This window comes from Gimesia sp. (assembly GCF_048260065.1).
Taxonomy (GTDB): domain Bacteria; phylum Planctomycetota; class Planctomycetia; order Planctomycetales; family Planctomycetaceae; genus Gimesia.
In genome coordinates this window covers 475,708-494,704 of record NZ_JBLXHC010000001.1, presented here as the reverse complement: position 1 = coordinate 494,704, position 18,997 = coordinate 475,708, and the positions used below count along the sequence as shown (strand labels likewise).

Sequence of the window (18,997 nt, the reverse complement as noted above, 5' to 3'; positions counted from 1 at the left end):
AAAGAACCATAGAGAAGACACATGCAGACTCAGAAAAAACAGCCTCGTCTCAAAAGGGGTCTCCTGAAAAAGCTTTCGTACGTTGCGTCAATTTGAGAATTCAGGGAAGCTGGCGTGTCGCCGCAATTTTCTATGCCTGCTCTTCCCGCTGCTTCTGATATTCCTTGAGCTTGCGATACAGGGTTCGTTCCCCGATCCCCAGCATCTTGGCAGCTTCTTCCCGCTTGCCGTCGGCAAGTTCCAGGGCCCGTTCGATGTAGTAGCGTTCGACTTCCGAGAAAGGCCGTCCGATCAGGAAGTCAGCGCCTGAACGATCTGAGATAAAACCACTGTCACCCTCCGGTCCTGTGATGGGCACGATTTCTTCGGGCAGGTCATCCAGATCCAGAATGCCATCGGTGTCCAGCACCAGCATGCGCTCGGCGGCATTTTTGAGCTGGCGAATATTGCCAGGCCAGTCGTAGGACATCAGGGCCCGACGGGCAGCGCGGGAAACGCCATCGTAGGGTTTGTGGTACTGCGAAGACAGTTCCTTAAGAAAATGATCCGTCAACAGGGGGATATCCCCCCGTCGCTCACGCAGAGGAGGGAGTTCGATTTTGACGACGGAGAGCCGGTAATACAGATCCTGGCGGAACGTCCCTTTTTTCACCATCTCCAGTAGGTCGGCATTCGTAGCAGCCACCAGTCGGACATTCAGGCTGATCTCTTCATTCATCCCCAGACGGGCAATCTTTCGATCCTCCAGAACACGCAACAGTTTGATCTGTGTCTGCATGGGCATTTCGCCGACTTCATCCAGAAACAGCGTGCCTCCGTTCGCATGTTCGAACTTACCGATTCGTTTACCCACCGCTCCGGTAAATGCTCCCTGCTCATGACCAAACAGTTCGCTTTCCAGAATACTGTCAGGCAGTGCAGAAATATTGAGGGGCACAAATGGCTTGCTTTTGCGTTCGCTGTTCTGATGAATCGCGCGGGCCACCAGTTCTTTTCCCGTGCCGCTCTCCCCTTCGATCAGTACGGTACTGTTCGTTGATGCGACATTTTTCAGTTTGTCGACGATCTTATGCATCTGAGGCGTGTTTCCGATCACCCCTTCAAAGCCAAATTTCTCATCCAGTCGCCGATGAAGTTCCGCATTCCGACGCATCAGGCGTACCCGCGTGGATGCTTTCTCGACAGCGTTCCGCAGTTCATTGATATCGAGGGGTTTGGTCAGATAGGTATAAGCGCCCAGCTGCATGGCAGTCACAGCTGAATTGATCGATCCGTGCCCGGTCAGCACAATGACTTCTGCATCGGGCAGTTCGTCTTTTGCCGTTCGCAGGATCGCCAGCCCGTCGACGCCATCCATGCGGAGATCGGTAATCACGATATCCGCGGTTTCGCTTTCGATCAGCTTGGCCCCCTGTTCGCCGGAAGTAGCGATTTTACAGTCGCAGCCAACCCGTTCCAGACTTTCTGCAACGGCCTGCGCATGGGCTTCATCGTCGTCAATAATCAGTACGCGAATGACGATCGATTCCAGATCGGTTTCCGTGGCGTCTTTCGAGCTCATTGAGCGGACTCTCTGCCTTTCCAGTTTGGTTGGGGAAATTCATTTTCCCGCGGAGAACATCAGTGGAACATGACGAATCTGATTAAAACGAATCGCTGTCGGACCAGTCAGCCCCCATCATATTCAAGTCAGAAATACAAATAAATTCCCGGGAGTTGTCAAACTTCAGCAAACGGGAAATGAAATCGTGAAACGGGTTCCTCTCCCCAGTTCACTTTCGCATTCAATTTTCCCGTGATGTGCATCGATGATTTTTTTGACTGTCGGCAGTCCCAGTCCGCTCCCTCCCGGCTTCGTGGAAAAGAACGTTTCAAAAATCCGCGATTTCACTTTTTCATCAATGCCTTTTCCGTTGTCGATGATGTCGAGATAGACCATCCCGTCTTTATGCGAGGTCTGCAGTTCAATCAACCCGCCATCGGGCATGGCCTGAATCACATTGAGGGCCAGGTTCATCAAGACCTGCCGGAACAAAGCGTGATCCACCTGGACCTGCGGCAGGTCGGCATCGAAATGCGGGCTGATTTCAATGCAGGCTTCACGCGCCTGAGGACGGAAAAAGTCAATAAAATCGCTCACCAGTTCATTCAGGTTCGCTGAACTCAATGCCAGTTTTCCCACACGGGCGAACTGCAGAAAGGCATCCAGAATATCCTGCAGATGCTTACACTCCTTCTGGACGCTTTCCACCTTCTTCAGCATCCGATGTTTTGCAGGGACATCCAGCGTTTCCAGATCTTCAGTGAGCAGTTCCAGATTCATACTCATCGTCGAGAGTGGATTCTTGATTTCATGTGCCAGCCCCCCTGCCAGCGTCGCAATTTCCGAATACTGCGCCTCAAACTTTTCACGCTCTTGTGCGCTCAACGGACTGTCATTGATTGCTGATGATCTTGTCATAGAATTATCCAGATCGTCCAGGAAAAGAGGTCGCCGGCAAACCACTGCCAGTACCGTATCTACAAAAATAAAACGATGAAGTCATCTCACGGCGAGCTCCTTCATCGTTTTTTATTTTCTCAGATTAAAGAGAAGCTTCTCTTACTCTTCTTCTGCTTCAGTATCAACATCTCCGTTGCTTTCGCCGGCCTGTTCAGCCAGGACTGCTTTCCGGGACAGTTTGACACGATTCTGATCATCAACGGCGATCACTTTTACCTGCAGACGGTCACCCATTTTGCAGATATCGCTGACCGACTTGACGAATCCGTCAGACAGTTCGCTGATGTGACACAGTCCATCTTTACCGGGAGCAATCTCGATGAAGGCACCGAATTCTTTAATGGAACTGACCACACCGTCATAGATCCGTCCGACGCGAATTTCTTCTGTCAGAGCTTCGATATGAGCCATGGCTTTTTCAACCACAGAAACATTGCCGCCGGAAACAGTCACAGTACCATCATCCTGAATGTCGATGGTGGCGCCTGTTTCTTCCTGAATCGCACGAATCGTTTTTCCACCAGGACCAATCAACAGACCGATTTTCTCGGGATTGATCTTGGTCTGATGCAGACGGGGAGCATAAGCAGAAATCTCAGCACGCGGACGACGAATGGCCGTCAGCATGGTTCGCAGCAGTTCCAGACGGGCTTTCTTCGCCTGATCCAGAGTGGCACGAATGATTTCTTCGCTGATGCCGTCATTCTTGAGGTCCAGCTGAATTCCGGTGATCCCTTTCTGAGTACCGGCTACTTTAAAGTCCATATCACAGAAATGGTCTTCGTCGCCGATGATGTCAGTTAGAATCTTATATTCTTTCCCCTTGGTCACCAGACCAATGGAAATCCCGGCAACCGGCTGTCGCAGTGGTACACCGGCATCCATCAGAGCCAGTGTGGCGGAGCAGACAGAAGCCATTGAACTACTGCCGTTTGATTCCAGAATGTCGGAAATCACGCGGATCGTATACGGGAAATCTTCTTCGTTCGGCAGCACGGGTGCCACGGAACGCTCTGCCAGACAACCGTGACCGATTTCACGACGTCCTGGTCCCCGGATCGGTCGGCATTCACCAACTGAGAATGAGGGGAAGTAGTAATGCAGCATGAACCGCTGCAGTTCTTCTTCAAACAGACCGTCGACACGCTGCTGATCCCGTGAGGTTCCCAGCGTGACTGTAGCCATTGACTGAGTTTCACCACGCGTAAAGACTGCAGAACCGTGCACTCGTGGCAGGGCACCTGTTTCGCAGGAAACATCCCGCAGAACATCAGTGGCCCGTCCATCAAGTCGGCGACCGGTGATCGCCATTTCGCGGACTGCTTTGGCTTCCAGATCGTGGAATGCTTCTTTGAATTCTCCAATCGTGGCACCGTCTTCTGTTGTTTCGGCACCTTCCGGGAAGAATTTGGCAATCAGTTCTTCTTCGATTGCTTTCGCACCATCACGTCGCTCTGCCTTCACAGTGCTCTGCATGGCAGAACTGAGTTTCTGGAAGATGGCATCATCCAGCTTGGCAGTAAACGGGTTTTCCGGAGGGGCTTCGTATTCGAAGGGCTCGATCCCTGCTTTTTCCCGCAGTTCCAGCTGTAATTTACAGATTTTTGCCAGTTCTTTGTGAGCCAGCATAATGGCTTCTGCCATTTCGTCTTCCGGAATCTGGTTTCCGAAACCTTCGATCATCAGCACCGACTCGACGGTTCCGGCCACGATCAGATCCAGATCGCCTTCGGCAATCTGCTCGTGTGTCGGGAAGACAATGAGCTCACCGTCAATACGACCGATGCGAACCGCACCGATGGGGCCCTTGAAGGGCACAGGTGAGAGACACAGCGCCGCTGAGGCACCGTTGATTGACAGCACGTCCGGTTCATTGATGCCGTCGCAGGACATCACGTTGGACTGGATCTGCAGTTCGTCGTAAAACCCTTTCGGGAACAGCGGACGAATAGGACGGTCGGTTAAACGAGCCGTCAGAATTTCCTTGGTCGTAGGACGACCTTCACGTTTTAAAAATCCACCGGGGAACTTACCGGAAGCCGCAGCGCGTTCCCGATAATCAACCGTCAGTGGGAAAAAATCGGCTCCGGGTCTGCCCGGGCCTGTTGCAGCTGCAACAAAGACTACTGTTTCACCATACTGAACCAGAACAGCACCAGCTGCCTGTTTCGCTAACTGACCAGTTGTAAGACTAAGTTTCTGTCCGCCAACCTCACATTCAACAACTACTTTCACAATATTTTCCTAATTCTTTTCCGACAAACCGACACAGAGCAGCAAACAACGAAACTATTTTCTGATGTTCAACTTCTCCAGAATTTCCCTATAGCTTTCTGCATTCTTTTTATGCAAGTAATCCAGCAGGCTGCGGCGACGGCTTACCATCTGCAGCAAACCTCTACGACTGGCGTGATCTTTCACGTTTGACCGTAAATGCTCTGTTAAATTAACAATCCGTTCTGTAAGTACAGCAATCTGCACTTCAGCAGATCCGGTATCCCCTGTTTTGGACTGATATTCTTGAATCAATTCTGCTCTTCGTTCCTGCGTGACTGACATTCTTCTAACCTAAACCTTTAAAACAAACCACTTGACAAACAGAGAAGATCGGGGAAAACCCAATGCAAAGACAGCCACTACGTCCGTGTCTTGACTTCATCTGAGACTGGTAATGGCGAGAGAAAACAAAGCTATTACGCTAGCTTTCAGGGTATTTAAGGTACTTAATGTAGCAATTTGAATAGATTATTCAATGGATACGCTACCCCGTTTACGAAAACTGACTGAATAGAATCAGACAGGCTGCTTTTTTTCGTAATCTTGACCTGTTTAAACAGGAGAACACCAGGCTTCCGCCACAGTCCGTTTAACGTAAACCATTTAAAAGTATCAGGTTACTTCACGCACAACCACTTCATTCCCCTGGATCTGTGCGATCTCCACCGTGGCACCAGACTGGATAAACGGCCCCTCACTGATGACATCGACCCAGACGCCATCAATTTCAACCCGCCCTGCCGGCCGTAAAACGGAGCATGCCACCCCCTGCATTCCCACTTCGAGTTGGAGGCCTTTGACCTTTAAACCCGGTTTTTCGGGAAGCAGTTTGGGATCCAGCTGGATCTCATGTGCAGCTGGTTGCTGATAATCCCCCGGCGGTGCCAGGACGATGGAACTCATGAATCTGGATTCGGGTAAAAATCGATTCAATACGAGCGCCAGCACGATCACCGTGATCAGTGAAGCACTCATCGTCCCCACCGTACCAGACATGGTGGCAAAATCAGAACCGGGATTGAGAGTATTGAAATCGCCAAAGGTCTGGCTGGCCAGAATGATCGAAACCACTACCAGGAGTCCGCCCGAAATCCCAAATATACCAAAACCGGGGATGACAAATATTTCCAGCAGAATACAGATCAGACCAATGCTGAAGATCATCACTTCCAGATAACCGGCTGTCCCTCCCAGGAAGCGACTCCAGAAAAACAGACCAAAACAGACTGCTGACATAATTCCGAACAAGCCAGTCAGCGTGTAGAGTTCCAGATAGACGAAGATCGCCCCCATGATGAACAGCAAAAAGGTAATGATCTGGGTATTTAATACATAGACCAGAGTATCAACCCAGGTCCGCCCAACGGCCTTCAACCTGACATCCGCGGGAATTCCCAGTCGCTGTTTAAGTTCATCCATATCGCGGACAGGGGGTTCGGCAATTTTCAATTCGTGCGCCCGTACTCCATTAACGGTTAACAGGTTTGCTTTCCGGGATTCAGGTACAGCAGGTCCCTGAATCCACTCGCCGTTGGACTGATGGATTTCATCTTCGCTCATATACCAGAGTTGACCGGTTTTACTGTTGGTCACTTCATAGACAATCAGGTCTTTATCGGACATCGCCTCGCAGACTGCCGCTGGTCGCCCTTTTTTCTCAGCCAGATCCTTCAAAGTCACACGCAGCGAACTCAGGATTTTTTCCGGTACGTGCTCGAATTGCCCATCTTCTTTCATTTCAATAGGACCGGCGTCCCCTGTTTGTGCGCCCGGGCGCATGAAGATTTCGTCACAGCCCAGTGCAATAATGGCGGCACTGCTCATGGCATGATCGGGAATATAAGCCACGGTTCTCACCTGCCTGGAATCAAGATTAGCAATCATATTTGCCAGATTCGTTCCCGACATCAGGTAGCCGCCCCCTGAATCAATCTCGAAAACCAGCATATTCGCCCCGGAATTAACGGCTCGATTGATCTGCCGTTCAAGGAATGCCTCCAGCAGTGGTTCAATCATTCCATCCACTTTAATCAGCATGACTTTGGGGGCATCACCCAGGGTCGGATCATCGCGTAATTTCTCGCGGGGAATTCCATATAATTCGGATAGTTCTCCGCGTGTGTGTGCCAGTTGCTGAACCAGTACATCCAGAGCGCGGGCTTTGCTTCCGGAAAAGACTCCCACTGATCCGACTTCTTTGATGGTTTCGACGTCGGTAATCACGGCCATATTATCCTGCAGCCGTTTCAATTCATCGGGAGTCACAATGCGGGATACAATCTGCCGATTTTCCCCTTCTCCCTGTTGGATTTTCACCTTCAGGACAGCCTGCTGCGGGTCCATCATCCCCAGCGCCAAGGCACGACTCAGCTTGGCATTGTGCCTTTTTTCAACAATGGACAGTACGAACTCACGTTCATCCCGGTCTAGCGCTTTCCCGTAACCGATGTCCCCCAGCTCTGCATCGGGATGCATGACAATTTCATCACAGGCCAGCGCCAGCACGACGTTATTTCCGATTACGGTTTCCGGGATCCAGGCGATGGTTTTCAAATCGGTCAACTGAGCGGAAGCCAGAAACTTGGCCAGTCCCTGAACCTGATGAAAGGGGCTGGAGCCGGGAGAGATCTGGAGGACCAGATACCCTTTCTGTCCTGTTTTGGCCGCTTCATTCTGAAGTGATAAAGCCGCGTTGGTAACTCTGCCGTATGTCACCTCCCCCACCGGACTCTCGATGGTCATAAACAATGCCGGCTTGGAAGGGGGAGCTTCCTCATCTGCTTTTTTCTTTTCTTCTGCAGGCTGCTTTTCTTTTTTATCAGAGGGAGCCGGGTCAGCCCGGAGAGTGGAACTCCCATTGAGCACCAGCAGTCCCAGAATAATAGCCAGTAGCATCTGGTTGACATGTTTCATCGTGTGACTTTCACCGTTATCAATATGAGATATGCAATGCCAGTGATCCCTCGGCGTTGAAGCCGGAATGGGACCCGGAACGGTTTCAATATCCTTTATTATTGTATCATAGCCAGATACTGATCATCTGGTGTACTCTTTTTAACGAGATTTTACATCCGTCAGATCAATTCATTTCCCCAATTATAGACGATTTTCCGGAGTGAAATAAGCTGCTGTTTCCATGGAACGCCCCAAGATGCAGAAACTTCACAATTTCCCTGTTTTTGGAATAGACACGCAAACAGAATCCTTCGTTCGGGCAGCAACCAATTGAAGAACCGACATGGCATTACGTTCTCTGCGCGAGCAGAAAGTTGAAACCGGAAGATTTTCAGAGAAAACAGGTTAAATTCTCAGATTCAACGTCTTACAATACAGACGCAACTCTTAATCGACACTCCAAAGGACAGTCATGTCATTTTACGGATATCACCCCATCATCGAACAATGGTTCCGGACACGGTTTCAGGGTCCGACCGAACCACAACAGCAGGGCTGGCCCTGTATCAATCGGGGTGAGCACACTTTAATCTCGGCTCCGACAGGCAGTGGTAAAACGCTGACTGCGTTCCTGTCGGTTATTGACCGTCTGGTCAAACGTTCGCTTGCCGGCGACCTGGATGATGAAATCTCTGTCATCTACGTTTCGCCTCTGCGGGCACTGTCGAATGATATGCACCGTAATCTGACACAGCCGCTGGAAGAGATTTCTCAACTGTTAGAAGAAGCTGGCGAGATCTTCACCCCCATCCGTGTCGGCCTGCGTACGGGAGATACTCCCTCTTCCCAGCGTGCCGCGATTGTCAAACGACCGCCTCACATCCTGGTAACGACTCCGGAATCACTCTATTTGATGTTAACCGGTTCCAAAAGCCGGGAAACACTAAAAACGGTCGAGACGGTGATCGTCGATGAAATACACGCTTTACTGAGAGACAAACGGGGTTCGCACTGGTCGATCACTTTAGAACGGCTGGAAGCACTCGTCGAGCATCCACTGCAACGGATCGGCCTGTCTGCGACGCAGAAACCGTTAGATCGTGTCGCGCAGTATCTGGTGGGAAATCGTCCCGAAATCGAAATCACCGCCGATCCCCCTGCTGAAACTGCGACTGACTACCCCGAGCAGACCTGCCGCATTGTCAATATCGGACACGCACGAACACTGGATGTCGCCATTCAGGTTCCCCCCTCTGAATTGAGTGCGATCTGCACTCACGAACAATGGGCGGAAGTCCTGGAACAGATTGTCGAACTGATCAACTCGCATCACAGCACGTTGATCTTCGTGAATACCCGCCGCCTGGCAGAACGGATCACTCATCAGCTCACCGAGCGGCTGGGAGAAGAAGTCGTGGGCAGCCATCACGGCTCGTTGTCTGCGAAAATTCGACATCGTACCGAACAGAAACTGAAAAGCGGAGAGCTGAAAGCCGTCATTGCGACAGCCTCCCTGGAGTTGGGGATCGACGTCGGCTACATCGATCTGGTGGTGCAAATCGGCTCGCCGCGCGGCATCGCCACTTTTCTGCAGCGTATCGGCCGCTCCGGGCATTCGCTGGGACTGGTTCCCAAAGGGCGGATCTTTGCACTCTCGCGCGACGAACTCGTAGAAAGCATGGCTCTGGTTCGTTCGATCAAACAGGGAATTCTCGACACCGTCCGCATGCCGGAAGCTCCCATTGATATCCTGGCGCAACAGATCACCGCGGAAGTCTCCTGCCAGGAATGGAACACAGACGAACTGTTCGCAGCCCTGACACGATCTTATTCATATCGCAATCTCAAGCGGAAAGATTTTGACAGCACAATTCAGTTCCTCAGTGAAGGGATCAGTAGCACATCCGGTCGCAGCCGCGTCTATCTGCATCATGATCAGGTTCAGAACCGCATCCGCAGCCGCAAAAATGCTCGCCTCGTCTCCACGATGAATGGCGGCGCGATCCCTGAAATCGCGTCATACCGTGTAGTCACTGAAGAAGATCAGACCGTGGTCGGCTCCGTGGACGAAGACTTCGCTGTCGAGAGTATGGCCGGCGATATCTTTCTGCTGGGAAACACATCCTGGCAGGTGCGCTACGTGCGGGGCGGGGATGTCACCGTGGTCGACGCGCATGGCGCACCCCCTTCGATTCCGTTCTGGTTTGGTGAAGCGCCCGGTCGTTCTCTGGAACTTTCGACGGAAATCTCTCACCTGCGAGAAGAACTCGAACGCCGCATCGAAGATACCGAACAGGCGATCCTCTGGCTCTCCCGCGAAACCAACACTGACGAATGGGGCAGCAAGCAGATTGTGGAATACGTCCAGGCAGAAAAAGCAGCCTTGGGAGTGGTGCCCACACAAAAACGGATTGTATTTGAACGGTTCTTCGATGAATCGGGGGGCATGCAACTGGTAATTCATGCTCCCTTTGGTGGCGACATCAATCGCGCGTGGGGTTACACCATGCGAAAACGGTTCTGCCGCTCCTACAACTTTGAACTGCAAGCCACGGCCGACGATAACGGCATCATTCTTTCTCTGGGGCCGCAGCACAGCTTTCCGCTGGAGAGCCTGTTTTCCATGCTCAATACCCGAAATGTGCAGCAGTTGTCTGAGCAGGCGATTCTGGATCACCCCATGTTCCACGTACGCTGGCGATGGAATGTCACGCGAGCCCTGCTCGTCTCACGGATGCAGAACGGCAAAAAAGTTCCGCCTCCGTTGCAGCGATTTCGTGCTGAAGACTTACTGACCGCAGTCTTCCCACGACTGACAGGCTGCCCCGAAAACGAAATCGGCGAAATCGTCCGCCCTGATCACATCCTTGTCGATCAGACGCTCACCGATTGTTTGAATGAGCAACTCGATATCGACGGCTTAAAAAACGTGCTGCTCGAAATCGAACAGGGAACGGTCAAACTCATCCCCCGTGATACACGGGAGCCATCCCCCTTCTGTTATGAACTGCTCAACTCCAGTCCCTATACTTTTCTGGATGGAGGCGAAGCGCAGGAACGTCGTGCCCGTGCTGTCGCGACAAGGCATACCCTTTCGGTCGAAAGCGTGGAGGACCTGGGCAGACTCTCGCCTGAAGCGATCGCGCAGGTCTGTCAGGAAGCGCAACCTGTCGTGCGGAACGCTGACGAATTCCACGATGTGCTGCTCGGACGCATTCATCTCCCCATCCAGGAACATCCGGAATGGGTCGACTGGTATCAGGAACTGGAAGCGACCGGACGAGCCACCACTCTGACTCGATCAAACACAGAGCCTGAACAAGCGCCTTTCCGCAGCTGGGTTGCTACGGAACGACTGCCGGCGGCATTGGCTGCGTTCCCGGAGAGCCAGCATGCACCACCTGTAAATGTTCCCGCCGGCGTGCAGCAGGAATGGGAATCGACGGAGGCCCGCACTTCGATCATCCGTGGTCTTTTAGATAACTGTGGACCACTGACGGTTGCTGAAATGGCAACTCAAGCCGGCATGACAGACGCGCAGACCGAAGCCGCTTTGATGGCACTGGAAGGCGAAGGTATCGCCATGCAGGGCTATTTCCGCGTCAAAGATCCAAACTGGGATCAGAGCCTGGATGAGTCTGAGACTGCAGAAACAAAAAATGAGACATCCCCTGCTCCGCCCAAAGAATGGTGTCACCGACGACTGCTGTCCCGCATCCATCGTCTGACACTGCAGGGATTACGGGTCCAGGTTCAACCCGTGGATGTCAGCGTGTTGATTCAATACCTGACCAGATTACATGGTCTGACGGGGGACGAAAAACGGTCGGGTACCAATGGTCTGTTTGAAGTCCTCTCGATGCTGCAGGGCATCGATATCCCGGCGATCTGCTGGGAACGGGATATCCTGCCCGCCCGACTGTCGAATTATCAGAGCAGTCAACTGGATGAGCTCTGCTTTACCGGCGAAGTGGGCTGGGGTCGACTGTATCCTCCCCGCCGTTCAGCGGACCAGGGCAAGTCGATGACCGGCATCACGCGTAATGCCCCCGTCTCCTTCTTTCTGAGAGAAGACATCCCCTGGCTGACCAACTTCAACCAGGTCGCATCCAGTCCGGAAGAGAGCGAAACCGAACACTATCTGAGCAGCCCGGCCCAGGAAGTTCAGGAACTGTTAACGCGACGGGGCGCCCTGTTTGCTGCAGACCTGATGGCGGAAACACAATCCATGCCTTCACAGATTGCCGATTCACTGGGGGAACTGATCTCCCGCGGACTGGTCACTTCGGACAGTTTCTCGGGCATGCGACAGTTTACGGAAGATCGTGTCTCTAAAACCAGACGTTCCTCCCGCAAGTCGAGAATTGGTCTGGTGCGCAAAAGATCGACGCCGAACAACACCGGACGCTGGTCGATCTGGCGACGGGAAGCCAGCGGCGAAGTGGAAGAACGCAGTCTGCAGTACTTTGAATATGTCGAGCAATGGGCCTGGCAGCTGCTGCGACGCTGGGGCGTGGTCTTTCGCGATTTACTCAGTAAGGAATCGGGGGCACCGCGCTGGTTTGAACTGCTGCAGGTTTATCGCCGCCTGGAAGCGCGTGGCGAAATACGAGGCGGCCGGTTTGTGACCGGTGTGGCGGGTGAGCAGTTCGCCATGTCGGGTACGATTCAGGAACTGCGCAAACTGCGTGACGATCCCACCAGCGACGAGTTGACGATCTTGTCGGCTACCGACCCGCTGAACCTGACAGGGATTCTTACCAAAGATGCACGCGTACCGGCGACTCCTGCCAATCGCATTGCCTGGTGGAACGGGAATCTGGTTGCCTGGGCCAAGAATGAAGAACTGTTTCTACTGACAAAAGTTTCAGAGAAACTCAAGCGGGAACTGATCCTGGGATTCGGGCTCCCCCTCCAGCAGGAACTCAACAGACAACAGCTGCAGGACGAGAATTCCACCGATGCACTGGAAGCAGAATCAGAATCCGAGTCTAATGCAGAAGACCAGCTGATCCCTTCTGGTAACGATACAAGCCCCACAGATAAAAAATCGCCACGTCCCTCTTTTCTGTGATATGAGAAACGGTGACGTCACCATATTACTTTGGATCTAAGAATGTCAGACTCTCTTTGCAACATGCTCCGAAACCTGTTTTTTTGTTTGACTATTATATGCAGTGTCACATCGAATCCCGTCCTGTTACCGGCTGATTCAGAGAAAACAGATACCTCCGACGTCAAAGAATTATTGAAGACCGCGTACGAGCATCAGCAGCATGGCCGTTACGAAGAGTCACGCGAAGTCTACAACGACGCAGCGAAACAGCTGGGAGCGTTCACACAACAGAATGCAGAAGCCTATCTGAAACTACAGCGGGGACTGATCGAACTGGATCGCCAGATGGGCAAATCCAGTGATGCTATCAAGCGACTGGAAGCAGCGATCAAACAGTTGCCTGACCAGCCTGTTCTACATGCGACTGGTGCCCGGCTCACTTATGAAAGCGGAGATTATGAGAAAGCGAATCAGTATGTGACGCGCGCGCTGGCACTGGATGCAAATCAGCCGCTGGCTCACCTGATCCAGGCACATCTGCTGACCGACGCCGGCAAAATCGATGAAGCCAACGAAGGTTACCGCTGGTTTGTCCGTTATTATAATCGGGCTCAACCTGAAGACGCCGAGACACTGCTGCTGATCGCGGAAGGGGCCACTCAGTACGCACGGTGGAACAGTGTGTCGCAGATCTTTACCTTTGTCATCAATACGGTCTGTCCGGATGCGATCAAAGCAGACCCGCTGGCCTGGCAGGCGGCTTACCTCAGTGGTTCGATTCTGCAGGAAAAATACAATCGTCCCCAAGCGGCGGATGAATTTACTGCGGCTCTGAAAATCAATCCTCAGGCGGCCGACGTCTATGTCGCGCTGGCGCTTTCTTCTATTGAAGTGCATGAATTTGACCTGGCTGCTAAAATGATTGAACGGGCGCTGGAAATCAATCCCCGGTCGATCGACGCGCTGCTCACCCGCTGTGACCTGGAGCTGATTAACGGCCAATATCAACAGGCGTTGAAAACGGCACAGTCCGCAGCCGACATCAATGCCCGCAGCCAACTGGTTCTGGCCAGACTGGCGGGCTGTTATCTGCTGCTGGATGGCGTCCCCGCCCGCGAATCATTGGCTGAACTGTTCGCAGGCTCTGAAGAGACAGCTTCGAAAACGGAAAAAACGCGTTTCACAAAACTGACGATGGAACTTCTGAAACAAAATCCCAAGCCAGGCTACTTCCTGTATGAGCTGGCACAGCTGATGGAAATGAAACGCCGTTTTGTGTTCGCCGAATTCGCGTACCTGAAAACCATCAGCCTGATGCCTCAACTTTCCGGCCCCAAATCGTCACTGGGGATGCTCTACATGCAGATGGGAAAAACGGATCTGGCACAGCAGACCTTAAATGAAGCATTCAAGTCAGATCCTTACCATGTCCGTGTCAGTAATATGCGGAAAGTGCTCGGCGTACTGGAGTCTTACGGCGCCATAGTGACCGATCACTTTGTGATTCGTTACGATTCCAAAGCCGACGCGATCCTCGGGCAGTACATGGCGGATTACCTGGAAGAGATCTATCCGGAACTCGCCGCACAGTTCGGATATGAGCCGCCGGGCAAAACCCAGTTTGAAATCTATCACGATGCCAAAGGACTGGGCGCTCATCAGTGGTTCAGCGCCCGCATGATTGGTCTCCCCTGGATCCAGACGATTGGTGCTTCCACAGGCGCTGTCGTCGCGTTGACTTCACCGACGGCGATGAAAGAACCTTTTAACTGGGCCAGTGTGCTGAAGCATGAACTGGTGCATGTCTTCACCCTGCAGCAGACGAAATACAAAATTCCCCACTGGTTTACCGAAGCTTTGGCAGTACGCAGTGAAGGCAGCGCGCGTCCTCAGCGATTCAACCAGTTGCTGGTTAAGCGGGTTCCGAAAGGAGAAATCTATTCGCTGGAAGAACTGGACGGCGTTTTCGTCAGACCGAAGTCATCGGATAACTGGAGTTTCGCTTACTGCCAGAGCCTGTTGTGTGCGGACTTCATGGTGGAAGAATTCGGCGAAGATGCATTAAAAAAGCTGCTGACTTCCTACCAGAACCAGCGTTCCACAGAAGATGCTGTGAAAGAATGCTTTCATATCAGTCTCGAAGAATTTGAGAAGCGCTATCATGGCTATCTGAAAAAAATCACCGATTCGCTGAAAGGTTACCAGACCGAATCAACGCGCAGTTTTAAAGAACTGCAAAAGGCGTATGAAGCCGACAAACAAAATCTGACCCTGGCTGGAGAATATGCGGCAAACCTGCTGCTACATCGCAAAAAACAGGAGGCGCGGGAACTCGCTCAATCCGTCCTGAGTAAAGATACGGCTCAACCACAGGCTGCACTGACCATGGCGCGACTGGAGCTGCTGTCTGAAGATCTGCCTGCAGCGCTGGCGATCATGCAACCGGCGTTGAAGGCTAAAACAGAGGATGTGGAAGTGCTGGAACTGGCAGGTAAAATCCTGTTGAAACAGAAACAGTATCCGCAAGCATTAGAAATCTATGAAGCGGCTCATGAAAAATATCCTTATCAGACCGAATGGCTGCAGGGACTCGTGATCATTTATCGCCACCTGAAAGAGGAACCAAAACAGAAAGCGGCGCTGTTAAAACTGGTCCACCTCGATCCCACTGATGTAGACAGTATGCAGGAGTTAATGTATCTCTATCAGAGTGAAGGTAATCTGGAAGAGACACTTCATTGGGGCCAGGCAGCGCTGCAGATTGACGTGCTTGACCCCGATACGCATGAATGTCTGGCAGAGACAGCATTGAAGCTGAAGCAGTCTGAACTGGCGATTCGCGAATTCCGTGTTCTGCTGCAACTCGATGGTAAGAATACGGAAGCTCGCTACCAGCTGGCAAACACCCTGTTCGAAAGCGGAAAAAAACAGGAAGCGGAAACCGAAGTCGAGCAACTGTTACAACAGAACCCCGAGCATGCTGCCGGCAAAAAATTAAAAGAAAAACTGTAGAATTATACCAGCTAACAAAAGGATCCCTCGTGAGCGAGACACCCCAGCCCCCCTCTTCAGCCTCTACTAATGAAGATCTGCAACAGCAGAATGCCTTGTCGCTGTCTGATTTCCAGGCGGTGATCCACAAGATGTTCTATGAAAAGGATCAATCGCGGGGCATTGAAGGGACCTTTATGTGGTTCATGGAAGAGGTGGGAGAATTGTCATCGGCACTCCGGGATAACACGGATCGCGACAATCTGGAGGAAGAATTCGCGGACGTACTCGCCTGGCTGGCAACCATGGCCAATGTCGCGGGAGTGGATCTGGAACAGGCGGTATCCCGCAAGTATGTACAGGGCTGTCCCCGCTGTAATCAGGCCGTTTGTACCTGTGATCTGGCATGGAAGCCCTGAATCGTAAATGCGATTCCCATCAAGATTTGTGTCATAAAGATTGACACTGCTTCACTCTGGAATTTAGACTGGAGTGATGCGTGGAAAGTAGTGAAACCTGTTTCCTGTCAGCAATGATCTCTCATCTCAAATTGCTATCGCATCACTATGAAAACAAAGTGCGCAGCAGATACTCGAAAACCGGTAAGACATCACATGCTTCAATTTTTGAAAATGTGGATGCCTGCTCTGATTCTATGCAGTCTGCTTCCAGCAATCGGACGTGCCCAACCCCCTCAGGCAGAAATCGATGCTGCCATTAAACGGGGCGTCGCTTTTCTGAAAGAACGCCGTGATTATGGTCGCAGTGGTCTGAATGCCTTTGTTGCCTACACACTTCTGAAAGCCGGTGAGTCGCCGGATTCCCCTATTATTCAGAATTGCGTCAAGAATATCCTGGCCGACCATAATCAGAAAAATGACAAGGGTGAATTATTTTATAATCCGGGGGGAGACTACAATTATTGCGCGGGAGTCCAGTTAATGGTCCTCGAAGCAATCGACCCGGAAAAATATCACACAGAGATTCAGACCACCGTGGATTTTCTGGTCGGGACACAACATTCATCCGGCAGCTGGTACTATCCAGGCGATACTCCCCACAATGGAGATACCAGTATTACACAATATGCCATCCTGGGGCTCTGGGCAGCAGAACGTGCCGGCATACAGATCCCCACAACGGTCTGGGATAAAGCGGCCCGCTGGCATTTATCGACTCAGCTACGTGATGGCGGATTCGGCTACCATCCGGCAGTCGCTTCTGAATCGGCCGCTAAACATACGATGTGTGTCGCCGGCACAGGCAGTCTGTTTGTGATCTCCATGATGCTGTACCCCGATGGTAAACCACTGATAGCCGACCAGACCTCAACCGATGGTACTAAGAAAAAACGATTTGGATTTCTGGAAGCTGTCAATCTCACTGATCCTGCAGAAGCGGAAAAAAACCTGATTACCAAACCGACCGTACCACTGAGTGCAATCGAAAATGGTAAATCAAAAGGGGAAAACTGGGTCATTAAAAATTACAACATCCGTAACCCGACCGGTTGGCCCATTTATTATCTGTATGGATTGGAACGAATTGCAGCGCTGGCAGATGCAAAAAAACTGGGACCTCACGACTGGTACGCGGATGGAGCCCGTCACCTGCTCACGACTCAACGCGAAGACGGCAGCTGGGTCGGGGCGGGAAACGTCCCACCTTCGACCTGCCTGGCCATCATCTTTCTGTCCAAGGCAACCGTGAAATCGATTAAGCCGAAATACAAACCCGAAGCGGTCGGGGCAGGACTGCTGGCCGGAGGCAGAGGGCTGCCCAAAAATCTTGCAGAAGTTCAGATGCGAAACGGGAAAGTGGAAAGTAAATCACTGGCCGGTGATCTCACCGAACTGCTGGCACAACTCGAAGATCCTGCGAATGCAAATCTGGAAGCCACGCAGGAATCATTGATTGAGACGATCACACTCGGTGATCGAGAGAAACTGATCCAGCAGAAAGAACGAGTTTTGAAACTGATCGAAGCCCGTTCTCCCGATGTCCGCAGAACTGCGATCTGGGCGCTGGCGCGCACCAATGATTTTACGGTTGCGCCGCGGCTGATTGACGCTTTGAAAGATCCCGATTTAGGCGTACGCATAGAAGCGCGCAACGGTCTCTGTACTCTCAGCCGTAAAATCAGAGGACTGGGAATGCCTGAAGATCCTCTGGCAGACGTGCCAGAGAACCTGGATGATAAAGAACGTATTAAGATTGCCAACCAATGGTCAGAAGAGGCCACGAAGCGCTGGCAGAAATGGTATAACAGCATCAAACCATTTGAAGAAAAGTTCAACCTCTACGAAATACTCAACCAGCTCCCCGCGTCGAAATAACTCCGATCCATAACCATTACAGATTTGTTACCTACGATGGCACAAGCTCCACCACAAGAAGATCATCGCAAATCACCGGTCATGCGGGTGACCCAGTATGACCAGGTGAGTTCGTCGCTGATCGCAATTGTGCTGGCTCTGGTCATTGCCGTCCTCTGGCTGTCGATCGTCTGGTTCACCAATCGCCTGCCGCAAACAGAAAACGAGGTGGCTCTGGAACTGATCGATCTGTCAGGAGGAGCAGAAGATGGTTCACCCGACGAGGACTTGCTGGTCGAATCTCCCGAGGATCCGGTAGATGATCCTTCCCAGGTCGATACTCCCACCGAAGAAAATCAGGTGGAAGAAATGCTGGACAGCGTCGTGGAACTGTCAGACCAGGCCACCCAGCAGGTTCAACAGCAGATGCAGACCGATCTGACCAACTCGGGAAAAGTCGGTAGCGCTGCCGGCACAGGCAAACGGGCACTGGGCTTTGGACCAGGCAAAAAAGGACTGCCGCGCGAGCAACGGTGGTTTATTAAATTCTCAGACCGCGGCTCTCTGATTGATTACGCCCGGCAGCTGGATTATTTCAAAATTGAACTGGGTGCCCTGCTCCGCAGCGGGAAAATGGTTTATCTCTCCAATCTGTCATCAGACAAACCTGTCGCGCGTACTGCCACTTCGGGTGCCGACGAAAAGCGGCTCTATATGACCTGGCAGGGCGGCGAACGCAGAACCAGCGATATCAGCCTCTTTAATAAAGCCGGATATGATGTTACCGGCGCGATCCTGTTCCATTTCTATCCCAAGGAAACGGAAAACCAGCTACTGACGCAGGAAAAAAAATATCGCAATAAAAATTTTGATGAGATCCGCAGAACCTATTTTACGGTTCGAGGAAATCGTTCCGGATATACCTTTGATGTGACCCGACAAACTTATTTCCATTAAATG

At 51.9% G+C, this 18,997-nt stretch carries 10 protein-coding genes; 5 read left to right on the top strand and 5 right to left on the bottom strand.

Going from position 1 to position 18,997, the window contains the following annotated elements:
- Window positions 1–130: 130 nt before the first annotated feature.
- From ACN0YN_RS01755 to ACN0YN_RS01735, 5 genes are all read right to left on the bottom strand, one after another.
- Entirely contained in the window at window positions 131–1,561 is a 1,431-nt protein-coding gene (locus ACN0YN_RS01755) for a sigma-54-dependent transcriptional regulator (protein WP_417383255.1), read from the bottom strand.
- Window positions 1,562–1,726: 165 nt separating this feature from the next.
- Complete coding sequence (locus ACN0YN_RS01750; RefSeq protein WP_417383254.1) at window positions 1,727–2,461, bottom strand: sensor histidine kinase; 735 nt, start codon at window positions 2,459–2,461, stop codon at window positions 1,727–1,729.
- A 141-nt stretch (window positions 2,462–2,602) separates the two neighbouring features.
- On the bottom strand, window positions 2,603–4,738 hold the full coding sequence (gene pnp / locus ACN0YN_RS01745) for a polyribonucleotide nucleotidyltransferase (protein WP_417383253.1): 2,136 nt from the start codon (window positions 4,736–4,738) through the stop codon (window positions 2,603–2,605).
- Window positions 4,739–4,792: 54 nt separating this feature from the next.
- The gene (gene rpsO / locus ACN0YN_RS01740) at window positions 4,793–5,062 is read right to left on the bottom strand and encodes a 30S ribosomal protein S15 (protein WP_417383252.1); all 270 of its coding nucleotides are present in this window, start codon (window positions 5,060–5,062) and stop codon (window positions 4,793–4,795) included.
- A 330-nt stretch (window positions 5,063–5,392) separates the two neighbouring features.
- Complete coding sequence (locus ACN0YN_RS01735; protein WP_417383251.1) at window positions 5,393–7,693, bottom strand: NfeD family protein; 2,301 nt, start codon at window positions 7,691–7,693, stop codon at window positions 5,393–5,395.
- 454 nt (window positions 7,694–8,147) lie between these two features.
- Here ACN0YN_RS01735 and ACN0YN_RS01730 point away from each other — a divergent pair, with 454 nt between their 5' ends.
- The 5 genes from ACN0YN_RS01730 to ACN0YN_RS01710 all read left to right on the top strand — a co-directional run bounded on the left by ACN0YN_RS01730 (window position 8,148) and on the right by ACN0YN_RS01710 (window position 18,994).
- Window positions 8,148–12,749, top strand: a complete 4,602-nt coding sequence (locus ACN0YN_RS01730) for a DEAD/DEAH box helicase (RefSeq protein WP_417383250.1) — start codon at window positions 8,148–8,150, stop codon at window positions 12,747–12,749.
- Window positions 12,750–12,836: 87 nt separating this feature from the next.
- A complete protein-coding gene (locus ACN0YN_RS01725) occupies window positions 12,837–15,743 on the top strand; it encodes a tetratricopeptide repeat protein (RefSeq protein WP_417383249.1) in 2,907 nt (968 codons plus the stop codon).
- A gap of 29 nt (window positions 15,744–15,772) precedes the next feature.
- Window positions 15,773–16,141, top strand: a complete 369-nt coding sequence (locus ACN0YN_RS01720) for a MazG nucleotide pyrophosphohydrolase domain-containing protein (protein ID WP_417383248.1) — start codon at window positions 15,773–15,775, stop codon at window positions 16,139–16,141.
- 195 nt (window positions 16,142–16,336) lie between these two features.
- The gene (locus ACN0YN_RS01715) at window positions 16,337–18,058 is read left to right on the top strand and encodes a HEAT repeat domain-containing protein (protein ID WP_417383247.1); all 1,722 of its coding nucleotides are present in this window, start codon (window positions 16,337–16,339) and stop codon (window positions 18,056–18,058) included.
- Between the two features lie 36 nt (window positions 18,059–18,094).
- Window positions 18,095–18,994: a hypothetical protein gene (locus ACN0YN_RS01710; RefSeq protein WP_417383246.1), complete on the top strand. Its 900-nt coding sequence runs from the start codon at window positions 18,095–18,097 to the stop codon at window positions 18,992–18,994.
- Window positions 18,995–18,997: the final 3 nt, after the last annotated feature.